Annotated in this window: 5 protein-coding genes; 2 read left to right on the forward strand and 3 right to left on the reverse strand. The window is 52.7% G+C overall.

Going from position 1 to position 11688, the window contains the following annotated elements; all coding sequences use genetic code 11:
- The first annotated feature begins 668 nt into the window (after positions 1 to 668).
- Positions 669 to 4919: an NACHT domain-containing protein gene (locus AB4P91_RS08910; RefSeq protein ID WP_395604643.1), complete on the forward strand. Its 4251-nt coding sequence runs from the start codon at positions 669 to 671 to the stop codon at positions 4917 to 4919.
- A 949-nt stretch (positions 4920 to 5868) separates the two neighbouring features.
- Here AB4P91_RS08910 and AB4P91_RS08915 read toward each other — a convergent pair.
- The 3 genes from AB4P91_RS08915 to AB4P91_RS08925 all read right to left on the reverse strand — a co-directional run bounded on the left by AB4P91_RS08915 (position 5869) and on the right by AB4P91_RS08925 (position 9704).
- Positions 5869 to 8682, reverse strand: a complete 2814-nt coding sequence (locus tag AB4P91_RS08915; protein ID WP_216311384.1) for an SEC-C metal-binding domain-containing protein — start codon at positions 8680 to 8682, stop codon at positions 5869 to 5871.
- A gap of 251 nt (positions 8683 to 8933) precedes the next feature.
- On the reverse strand, positions 8934 to 9179 hold the full coding sequence (locus tag AB4P91_RS08920) for a hypothetical protein (RefSeq protein ID WP_216311385.1): 246 nt from the start codon (positions 9177 to 9179) through the stop codon (positions 8934 to 8936).
- A 9-nt stretch (positions 9180 to 9188) separates the two neighbouring features.
- On the reverse strand, positions 9189 to 9704 hold the full coding sequence (locus AB4P91_RS08925) for a hypothetical protein (protein WP_216311386.1): 516 nt from the start codon (positions 9702 to 9704) through the stop codon (positions 9189 to 9191).
- A 794-nt stretch (positions 9705 to 10498) separates the two neighbouring features.
- Here AB4P91_RS08925 and AB4P91_RS08930 point away from each other — a divergent pair.
- The gene (locus tag AB4P91_RS08930) at positions 10499 to 11581 is read left to right on the forward strand and encodes a PIN domain-containing protein (RefSeq protein WP_216311387.1); all 1083 of its coding nucleotides are present in this window, start codon (positions 10499 to 10501) and stop codon (positions 11579 to 11581) included.
- Positions 11582 to 11688: the final 107 nt, after the last annotated feature.

Genomic DNA, 11688 nt, shown 5'->3' on the forward strand with positions numbered 1-11688 from the left:
CTCTTCGTTCTGGCATATGCCAGGAAGCACCTGAGCGAAAGATTATTGGGATTTAAAGCTTGTAACCGATTTCTGATTTTGGTGGGAGCAGCGAACATAGAAACTTGATCCTAACCAAGATAAAAATCTAACTTAAGATTCGAGTGAATTTCGATAAAGTGTCTAAATATGAGTCCCAGCTTGTTGATGCTGACCCCGGATTGACCCAATTGCCGACGCAAGACTGTCCCATCTCTAAAACTGCAACAATCGATCACAGACAATGATTAACGCGGAGTCAGAATGGATCAGTGAAATCTCGGAAAATGGGTCAACTCGGCATCGGCGCCAATAGCCTCAAAACCTTGTCGAATGCCCCCATGGCCGAATCGTTCTAAAAATATGTTTTCACACAGCCTGGACCCAAAGCAGTCACCTCTACAGAGTCTAAGAGAAGGATGCTTGGAGATGGAGGTCTTGAACTGGCAGCGCGCGATCTAATGGACACTTGGGTGAGCGCGCAGCACAGTATGCGGGAGCGGACAGCAGGCGAAGGGCAAATGGCTAAGAACCGAGACGATTTCACAGAGTGCACCAGGCGTAAGATCGGACAGCGCGCTGGATGGCTATGCAGTTTTCCAGGCTGTCGCGTCTTTACCGAAGGTGCGACCTCGGACGAGAACGGGCGCATGAGCGTGGGCACCGCTTCTCACATCTGCGCCGCTGCGCCCGGTGGACCACGCTACGACGAAAAGATGACGATGGACGAACGTCGCTCGGTGACCAATGGGATTTGGATGTGCCGAAATCACGGCACAGCTATCGACTCGCCAGATTCGAAGTTCACTACCGAGCTGTTGCGCACTTGGAAGAAAGATGCCGAGACAGAATCAAGAAAGCGTGTTTTAGAGGGCACTGCACGGCCTGTATCTGAAGAATTCCAAGATGCAGGAGATCTTCGTGTCGCAGCATCTGCCGATATTGAAGTATTTCGCCGAACCGCGCGATGGCCAGCCTCGTCGATTGAGCTCGCTTTGACCATCGAGGGTGTCAACGAGTCCATTACAACAAAGTCACTGGCAAGAGCCGTTGGATCACTTGATGATCTCGTGATCGTGGCACCTCCCGGTATGGGAAAGACGACAGTGCTGCTTCAAGTAGCCGAGGGGCTGCTTGCAGAACCAACAGGAATTCCAATGTTTGCCTCGCTTGGTGACTGGGCAACGGATGACATGGAATTGCTAGCATCCATCCTGCGTCGGCCATCCTTCCGAGGTATATCAGAAGAAATTTTTCGTGCGGCAGCAGCAGAACCTGGTGTAGTGCTGCTGCTGGATGGCTGGAATGAACTTGACACTGCAGCGCGTCGACGCGCCCGTGTCCAGTTGATCTCCTTGAAGGCCGAGCTGCCCAACCTCGGCATCATTATCTCGACACGCCGACAGTCACTTGATGTCCCCATCGAAGCGCTGCGCGTCGATCTCCTGCCTCTCAACTACAGTCAGCAGGAAGAAATAGCACGCGATATGTATGGCGAGTCGGGAGTTCGCATAGTGGATGAGGCCTGGCGAACGCCCGGAATTCGCGAGTTAGTCTCCATCCCCCTTTACTTGACAGTGCTCTTGTCACTTCCGCGCGGCTCAGCCTTCCCGACAACGAAGGAAGAACTTCTACGCCGTTTCGTGGAAGCGCATGAAGCTACGCCGGAGCACGCAGAAGCATTGCGCGCAGCTTTGGCAGGCCTGCACGACCGCTACTTGTGTGATCTGGCTGTGCGATCAACTAGCGCGTTTGCGGTTGCACTCTCGGAGGTAGAGGCCCGTCGGTCAATCAGCGATACCGGAAGGTTGTTGATGGCGGAAGGGCAGGTGACGACGTTACCTCAACCGCACGATGCTCTTGAAGCTCTGATTAGCAATCATGTTCTGCTACGGCTAGGGGACACCCCCGGCTACTCGTTCCAGCATCAGCAATTTCAAGAGTGGTACGCGTCGCACATGGTCCAAGATCGCATGCGGTTGGCCTCAGAGGATCCGGTCGAATTGAAGGCTCTGCAGGCGCAAATATTTGACAAACCTGCTTGGGAAGAGGCAACCCTGTTCGCGGTCGAGCGGCTCGCGCGTAGTACCGACGAATTGCAAAAGGCGGTTTGTGCACGATCAGTACTGGCGGCCCTGGAGGTTGATCCATTGCTCGCAGCCGAAATGATTTATCGGTCGTCGGATGAAATTTGGGCATTGGTCTCGGATGACGTACAGCGCTTCGTGAGGGCATGGCATGTGCCCGGCACTGTTGATCGCGCACTCAGGTTCATGCTCACGTCCGGCAGACCAGAGTTCCTCGCAGTAATCTGGCCGCTTGTGACTCACGAGGGTGAGCAAAATAGCCTGCGTGCGCTGCGTAACTGCCGACAGCTTCGGCGGGCGGTGTTTGGAGGGGACGCTGCGGGTGCCATCGCCGCGCTACCAGACAGCCCACGGGAGGTTCTACTGCATGAAATGGTTATGCACGGTGATGTGGAGGGACTCGGTCTCGCAACAGACCTCGCAAAGATGGATCCTCATACTGACGTGCAGTTGTCTGTGGTTAGTGCGCTGTCGTTTCGACGAGCTGATTTTCATATAGCCGAGATCCTTCGGGCTGTCTCAGATGCCACATTGGATCAGATCGTTAGGCGACAGATTCTGGATGTTGAAGAAGTCGCAGATTTTCAGTGTCGCGAACGTCTTGCACAGGCGCAGCATCGCTCAATTGAGGCGGAAACGGATTACGAGAAGCTGCATCGAATTGCGCGTACACCACGCGATGAGCAGCTGGAGCCTGAGTTGTACAGAATTCTGTCAACTATGGAATTTGAGCGCGGGGACCGAGACGTGAGCTCGCTTGCTGAGACGTTGCGGACACATTATCCCTTCGTTGTAGCGAAAGCCCTCGTAGCCCGGGTGCTTGAAGGACGGTCGCTATTTCACCACGCTGCAGAAATTGTCTCTACTGGAGGGGTCGTTGAGGATGATGACTCGCTGCTGAGGATCGCACAGGACGACTTAGGCCAGTACAGCCAGCGTGCCTCCATCGCTGCTGCGGTGCTTGGCCCTCGCTCGTCAGCCGTGTTGCTTGACATGCTGTTCGAACTTGGACCAAGTCGTAAGGTGAACGGCGCGTGGGACCCTGAGGTGAATAAGCTATTTTATGGCCTCGAAGCAAGACTAGCGCTCGCACCTGCCGAAAGTATTCTTGAGGCTGTACAGGCGCGGTCTGCGCCAGCCTCGGTTTCGCAGATGGCGCTGATGGCCGAGGTGTTGATCCGATGTCGCGGAGAGCAATCGAGTCACGATCGACCTTTCAGTGACACAGTAAAAAGCTGTGTCGCCGGTTTTATGGAGGAGTGGGCATACCGAATGCTGGCGTCCGGCGATGCGACGAGGATGCAGACGGCGAGTCTCGTGAAACTTGCCACCTGTGCGCCATCTGGCCAACTCTTGCCAGTCCTTCAGGCACTGCTCGATGACAATCTTCAGCGCCTTCGAGTATTCCGCGAGCAGGCAGAAGCGGAGAGGTGGCGGCCTGGGAATGCAGTGGATGAAGCGCGCACGCCTCATACCCATGAATATGCGCGGGCTTTTCGAGCGCTAAAGCTTCCGGAAACTAGGCACATCCTGTACGGCTATCTTGACGATTTAAATTTTGGCGAAGAGGCCACAGGTGTACTTGTCGAGCATTGGCGGCTCACTAACGAACCTCAGCCGGTTGAAACTCGCCTGTTTGGCAGGCTCGATTTTTCAGATGTTCCTGCGCGACGGGCAACGCGCATCGGCAATCCCGAAGAAACTTGCGAGGAGGCCGACACCATATTCGCGGTGGTCAAAAGGTTGCTCGAAGGAAATAGCGACGATCAGCATCGGCTTGCCGTTGCGCTTGGCACACGAGCTGCGCGCCTTCCTCACGGTAGGTGGAGCAGCGTGGTTAAACAACTGCTTGAATTGGCCCTACCGCGCGCTCGTTGCTCGTTGCTCGTGAATCTCTGTCTTTCAGGCGAGATTCTCCCGCTTGATGAAGTTACACGCGGCATCTCCGACACACTGGAAGATGCCAAGTTGCAAACATGGATCCTCTCTCAAAGCAATGGGTATGAACTCAAGCAATGGTTGCAGCTTTTACCGTTTACGGACAACGCACTCGATGGGTTCGATTTGCTGACAACATTACCTGATTCGTTCCTCCAGCCTCACATGCTCGAGGATGTTGTGTTTGCATGCGGGAGCCTGACCGAGGATGAGGGCGGATGTTGCCTGTTCAGGCTAGCAGTGTTGGTTCCTGCCCTTTACGGTGATCACAGTTGGCTCCGTACAATTTTCCGATTGGCTACGGGTTCTCTAGATATTGCGCATCAACTGATAGATCTTACTGCGCATGGTGTTTTCGAGCAGAAGGGGCTAGATCACTGGTTCATCGCACGCGAAATCGCTGGATTGCTAGAAGTACATGCCGACGTCCGGGGCCATACATATGCACTGCTCGCAGATGGTCCCACAACGCCGGGGTTGGTGCTTCTTGCGACAGCGATATCCGAAGCGCCCGATATGCCGGGTCTTTTGCTGCTTGTGCGGGCAGAGATCTCGACGGGCCGAAATTTCGCGGGCTATCGCGCGGTCGAATATGTTGCAACTGAGCGTATTCCCTCACGCGATTGGTCAGGGGGTTTCGAAATCTTGCCCGCACCTGTCGCTGAGCTGAGGCGAGATCTCTTGGCAATGTGCACGGACGGTGGTCCGTCCGACGTGGCTGCACGATACCTGCGAGAAATTGATGAAATCAGAGACATACACGGGCTGCCTGAAGACGAACCGCGTCACCCAAATTTCGCCTCTGGTGTTAGTTGGCCGCTTCTAAGCGCGCGCAGACCGGCTGAGGGAGTTACTGACGCTTCGCCGACAACTTGAGCCTAAATACGTGTTCTCGATACCGCATTCGAGTCAAATGACCGCTGTGGAATCTAAGCACGAGTGCCGCTTTTGGCCGATTGCTGCCCTTCAGGTGTTTTAATATTGCCCGTCAAGAGGCTTGCTTGGGCCTAGCTTGAGGCGTCCATGCCCGGACAGGCCGCTTGCGATCCATAGCTGCCTCTGGTGTTGGCCAGTGATCGGTCATCTGCGTGCCATTGATCAGCGCCTGGATCTAAGTGAATTGCTTGTGGACACTCACTGCCGATAAAACCGGGAGTGATTCACTATGTGCCCAGCCCATACTCTCGAAAACGATTGCACCTACAGACCTTGCCACCCGGCTATTGAAGCCGTCTCCAGCGCGGAAGAATATTTCTCCCAAACCTGGCATGTACGAACTGGTACTGCGGAGCGAACTGGGTGCCACCCTTGGCGATTCCATGGAGACCGGGTGGCTGATCCAGTTCCTGCAGATTCATTTCAGATCATCTCGACAGGGGCCAAATAGCACCAGGCACTCCTGAATGGGATAGTGAGCAATGAAGTGCCCGTACAGTCGATCGCGGCTGTCGGCGATGCCTTGATCGACGTGCTCAGGTACTCGACAGAGCTCAGGAATACGATGGGGGGAAGCTGTTGCCAAGTTGTCTGAAATAACCCCGGCCCTCTATAAAAAGTTTGCTCAAACCAAGGGTTTCAAGCACCTGATCCAGTCGCTCAAAAGGGCCGCGCGTGATCCAGAACCTGAGTAAGACGCGTGACAGGCTGTTCACGATCAGAGCCTAGCATTGGAGATGGCGGAGCAGACGGAGGTCTGAAAGCGTACGGCGACGGTCGTGGTATGACAGTCACTACGACGATAAACCGAGGAACGTCACACTAGGCACACCCAAGCTTGAACCTGAGAACTACGATTTTCGCACCTAGAATCGTAAACAGATAACGGTCAAGAGATGTCTCCGTGACACGCCGAAAAGGCTTTTCCAGAGCCGCAAGGACAGTCCGCAGATCCATCCTCCACTGTGCTCGGAAGTACTCCATCAGCTCGAAATGCGTGTAGCGCTTTGCTGTTATGGATGATTTTCAGTTGCTCTTGAATTTCATGCCGCTGTCTTTCAGTGAATCCTGCCGAGTAGGGCATCAGCCTGGCCATCTCAGCATCAGCTGCATCAAACTCTTCACAATATGCCAAGAACACGGCGTATTGGCTCCTGACTCCGATGGCTTGATCTACCAAGCCGTGCTCAGCCAGTAAGGGTAGGAGGAACCTCTCGATCACTTGCTTTGCTTGGTCATAGCGGCCTCGAGCTGACATGTCGTCAGCTAAGTCTTGGCCCACTCGGATCTGTGAGTCGATAGCGCCAACCATTTCATACAGATTTAAGGCGCTGTACCTGTAAACCAGTTGATCTGGATCCGTGTCGCTACAGAGTTTCGCGCGCAGCTCTAACGCATCGGCAAGGCGCTTGATGTTGTCGCCTGCATGGCGCAATCCAGTAACCCGCTCCCAGAGTTGTTCTGGATTGAGTGCTGCAATATCTGGCAGGTCGAAGTCCAGCGATGCGAAATATTCCTCAATGACTGGCTCCAACATCTGGAGTGAGTCCTCGCGGTTGCCTAGCTGCCAAAATGAGGTAGCGGCGTTGTACTGAAGCACTCGCCGTTCAACTGGCTTGTCAGGAAGCAGGTCTCTCACTTGGGAAAAGGCTTCAAGGGCCAAATCGGCACGGCCAAACTGAGCATGATGAAGCATCAACTTCATGTAATACGTAGCTTGAATTTCACTATCTAGGGAATGATCTGCGATGAGTCGCCGCATTTGATCGAAGCGCTCAGCCAGTTTCTCGTGCCGTCCGTTTTTTACATCTGAGAAGACCAAGCCATCCAATGCCCAAAACCGCTGCGTAGGTTCTATCTGAGGTGAGATCGCGATTTGGTCCAGGTACGACATAAATTCAATGCTCGGTCCCATCTCGTGGAATAACTCTTCTCCAGCAAACTCTATGATGGCTTCCACGTCCTCCAACTGAAGCAAGACTGAAATTAGTGTCGCCAAACGCGATGGTTCGCGCCGTACTGCCAAGTACTTAAACAACATGATCCTGAGATGTTGCAAAGCATCCTGTGTGACTGCTGGGTCGAGCGTGTGCAAATGCCTACGCCCTAAGAGCCTCAGTGAGTCATGTATCTTCATCTGATCGGCATCAATAGCTTGGACAATCCCTTGGGCACGCAACGTCCTAAGCAGTGCCAACGTTTGTTGGTTGGTCATGCCAACGCTTGCTTTCAACAGATTGCAGACCTCATCTTTGGTCATGCCCACGTCTACCAGGCTCCAAACAGATAGCGCCTTGCGTGAGGCTTCTGAAAGTGAGTTGAATAACTTCGAAAGGATGATCTCTTGGGCTGTCTCAGCGACGTTGCTTTGTTCTGACACCTCAGAGCAAAGCTTCGCAAGGTCACCTCTGTAATGCGTCTTGCAGAGCCTGAGGGCGCTTTGTACGTAGAGGGGCAAACCTGCTGTCAGCGAGTTGAGCTTTTTGAAAGAGCTGGCGCTTCCCTTAACGCCAAGGCGCTGAGCCTCCGCAGCGATCGAATCTACGTCCCACCCCAAAAGGGTTTCTTGAGTTAACCCAAGTAAAGCTGCTACCTCATGAATGCTAGGGCCGGGTTGGCAGAGCAGGACTAGTTTCAAATACCTGGTGCTTTCTACCAAAATGCGAAGACTTTCTGCGGGAACACGGTGGGCGTTATCCAGTACCACCAGAGCCGAAATGTTGTGACGACCAATGTGCTCATCAAGCACCTGTAGAGATTCGTGTCCGGTACTTCCTAAGGTAAGCACCCTTCTGATTTCCGGACTATCGACATCGAGCACAAGTGGCGCCAGCTCTCTTACAAGAGAAGAGGCAATTGCAGGTCCAGGCAGATCCCCTACATCGTAGTAGGCACAGGTGCTTGTGGAGTGTATAGCTGACTCTGAAGCCCAAGACGTTTTCCCTGAGCCTGAAAAGGCGCAGATGATTCTGATCCTTTCAGCTTTGTCTAACGAGGGCTCATTTCGTTGCGGGCGATACGCTGCTGGCGGGGTAGGAAACGCCTGCATTTTAACTATCAGTTGCTCGAATAAGGACCTCAAATCATCGCTTTTGAATGTATGTGTTGAATAAGGTACTGAGCCACTTGACGCCAGCTGCACGCAACCTGCCAACTTCCACACAAGCGATTCCGGTGAGATCAGGGAATAGGGTAGTTTTGTTGCGAGTTGGGCGCACCACTCAGCTGCTTGATCAATGCCGCTCCAAGCTGGAGGTAACGCCGGCATTGCGTGAGCTTCAGAGCCAGGCCAAATCAATTTCACATCCGCAGACATTTGTCCGGAATGGATGGCTTGAAGCAGCTGTGGGCCAGGTGGTTGGTTCATCACAACGAAAAACTGAGCTTTACCTCGTCTAAGGCCTGATTCATGGTCTGCACGCAACGTATCGAAGCGCGCAAGCGCTCCAGCAATGTCACTGGGTATGATCGGTTTGATTCGGGTTTTGACCTGGACGTAAATCCGCCCCGCATTTTGAAGCTCGATATCTTCGTCGCGCTCAACCGAAACTGAGGTTACGTTGTGCTTTTCTGCAAGCAGAAGACAGCCAACGGCGTAAAGATGCTGGTAAAGGAAGCCACGATGGACAGCCTCAATTCGCGTTGTCTGCCGTGGGTCAAGGGCAGAAGGTTGGTCATCAATCAAGTCCGTTTGAGGTGACATAGCAAACTCCTAGAAGCTTTCACCGGTTCGCCGCAGGACATTGCATTCAGTCCTTACTGCGCCGTAGTTGCGTGCAACCTTCTCGGCTGCCGCCTTGATTTTGAACTTGCTCGCTTCGGTGCGGCTGTACGTGCCCATAAGCCGCCTTCATCGCCAGTCAGGAAGTAACCTGGGCCAGTGTTCCGTATGTGGTAGACGACAAATCTAGTCATACCTTCCGTTGGGAGTGTTCGTTAGGCGCAACGCCAGACTTACGGCTGGGTGGCTTCGCGCTCGGCCTTGCCGATCGCCGCGTGCACCTGTGTCGCCAAACTCCGGGCAGCCTGATCGTAGAGCTTTTCGTTCCGCTCAGCCGTGGCCTTGGCCCGCGTCTCCCCTACAACATCTCCACGCTCGCGCGCCCTCGCCTGCACTTTGCCGGCCTCGATCCATTCTTGAAAAGCCATTTGGGCGGCATCGCTAGCGGGCTTGAGCTGGTCCATATCAATCATCGTCATGGCCTTTTCCTATGCCGTGGTGAGTAGAAATTCACCATGAAAAGGTAGAGCTTCTAGGGATGGATCATCAGCGAAAAGCTCCTCCCATGCCCTGCAGATCTTGAAGAAAAACATCAACAAATCGATGTCCTCGCCGCTTGAACGTACGATGCTAAAAGCTTGCCTTTCTTTCTCAAGGCCCTTGATGACGCCATTGGGACCTAGCGCTGATAATTTCTGATTGCCAATATCAACTGATACACGTTTAACCACCAAGTGTTTGGAGGCATTGGCAATATCCGCACACTCACCAAACAGACCATCGGCCTTTGCTCTCCAGGCACTATGAAAGGCCTTATCGCCATTTTCGTTCCTTGACTGAAGGAGCCAGTCCCGCAATGAGGAGTTGGTAACACAGAAATTGAAGAGGTGATCCCCCATCTCTTCCAAGCTACCCGCATTCCAGGCGCGGCCAGCTTCACGAAATAGTTTCAGAGCTATATCGCGCGGCGTCTTAAATACCGGTATTACAGGACTGATTGTCATGTTCATGCCTTGATTGTCGCGGACGCGAAAACCGCGCCTCTTCTACTGCCGATGCCCAACTCGATGGCTGGGCTTGGCGTATCTGGTGCGCTTTAACTATTTACCTGTGTGTCGTCCGATGGCCAGTTCCGTCATTGCCGCCGCGTAACCATCATGGGGGTAGCAAGGCCACCCTTCTGGTGTGCAGTAGCCTTTCCTTCGGTCCTGGTCAGAAAATCGGGAATGCCAACCGCCTTCCCGCTCAAAAGCCCACCCACTGAGCCCATAACCTTTAAATTGGTCATGGGCTTAGTTTTCTGCAATGTGCCGAGCTGGCATGCTTGTCAGCAAAAACTCTGCGCTCCCAGGTTCCCACCAATGCCGCTCGGCGTGGTTTACATACGGCATGTACTTACGCGAGTGTTCCAGTAAAACTAGCAGGTTAGAGCGGGGTAGGCTCTGACTTTCGCCTTTGAAAAAAGGGGGCGGTCATTTCATTTTCATCACTCTGACCAGAGTGCTTGATTAGACGGTCGTTCTTGAATGCTCTCCACCATCACGACGGGGTAAAGTAGCCCCTTAGCTGCCAGTCTCATCCTAAAGTTGAATCCTCAGCCTCAAGTGCATCCAGTGGACGTCGTACTGGCAAGGCAGTAGTCTGCCGGCAGAATATATTTAGGCTTTGAACCCAACGAGTAAGTTTCAACCAACAAAGGGAGTTATAGTATAGCTGCTAATAGAACAGTTGCGCTTTAAGCTTTGTCGCGGAGCGGCAGTTAGTATTGGAATTTAGTGCAAAGCCGGGATGGTGGTATATGACGGAAGTGACACAATCGATTGAAAAGGTAAAACGCAAGCTTCACCTCATGATAGATACCTGTGTGTGGCTAGATCTCGCAAAGGATTATCGGCAGCGTGCCACGATTGGTGCATTAGAGGAGTTGATTCGGATTGATGTGGTAGAGTTGCTGGTACCACAACAAGTCATTGATGAATTCGAACGCAACAAAAATCGCGTTATCAAAGAGAGTACTAAGAGCTTATCAAGTACCTTCCGACGGGTAGGCGATGCAATTAAACAATTCGGTAAGTCTGACGGATGTAAGGAAGCCCTTGTGCAACTCAAGGATTTGGACCATCGAATCTCTACGCTGGGCGAGGTGGTGAGTGAATCCGTTGGGAGCATTGAAGCGTTATTCGCTGTGTCAAAAAAAATAAGAACTAATGATTCAGCTTTAGTGGCTGCGGCACAGCGCGCTATACACCAGCGTGCACCATTTCATAAATCGAAGAATAGCATTGGCGACGCCATTCTAATCGAGCTTTATGCTGCGGAGCTGAATGATGGAAGGGAGAGGGATGGGCAATACGCCTTTGTAACGCACAATAAGCATGACTTTAGCTCAGGCTCAACGGATGAGCGGGTGCCCCATCCAGACATAGCAGGGCTATTCGATGGCAGTAGTTCGATTTACTCCGTAAATCTCAACCTGCTTCTTAATGATTTAGCTGCATATTGGATTGAGGAACTTCAAGCAGAATACGAATATGAGGATGAACCGCGCAGTTTTTCTGAATTGGCAGAGGCCGAACGCAGACTAAGTCGACAGGTATGGTATCACCAACATAGACAGCAACGCGATGCGATTAAGCAAGGCCGCATTAAGGTGGTTCCTTTTAACGAATGGTTTACTTCGGAAGGTCATGATGACATTGTCCCGGATGACGGATGGGCTGGTTCACTTGAGGAAGCCAAGCGTGTGGAGGAAAAATTCGGTTTAGAAAATCTTGGCCCTTGGGACGATTTAGATTACGGAATCATGTTTGGAAAACTGAGCGCCATTCGTTGGGTGCTCGGTTATGAGTGGGACTTTCGTTACAACGTTACCGGTCAATGAAACCCTAAGCCTGCTCCGCCAACTCGCACAAAAAACAATATGACTATGTATGATTGATTTCATGACCTTCATGACGGGCAGTAATGGGTGTTTTCTGCTATTCGCCA

It is taken from the genome of Pseudomonas sp. B21128 (assembly GCF_044218865.1).
In the GTDB taxonomy this organism is placed as follows: Bacteria; Pseudomonadota; Gammaproteobacteria; order Pseudomonadales; family Pseudomonadaceae; genus Aquipseudomonas; species Aquipseudomonas iridis.

Coding starts and splice junctions, on each gene's coding strand:
- AB4P91_RS08910 (WP_395604643.1), top strand. CDS start 669: ATGAGCGTGGGCACCGCTTCTCACATCTGCGCCGCTGCGCCCGGTGGA.
- AB4P91_RS08915 (WP_216311384.1), bottom strand. CDS start 8,682: ATGTCACCTCAAACGGACTTGATTGATGACCAACCTTCTGCCCTTGAC.
- AB4P91_RS08920 (WP_216311385.1), bottom strand. CDS start 9,179: ATGACGATGATTGATATGGACCAGCTCAAGCCCGCTAGCGATGCCGCC.
- AB4P91_RS08925 (WP_216311386.1), bottom strand. CDS start 9,704: ATGACAATCAGTCCTGTAATACCGGTATTTAAGACGCCGCGCGATATA.
- AB4P91_RS08930 (WP_216311387.1), top strand. CDS start 10,499: ATGACGGAAGTGACACAATCGATTGAAAAGGTAAAACGCAAGCTTCAC.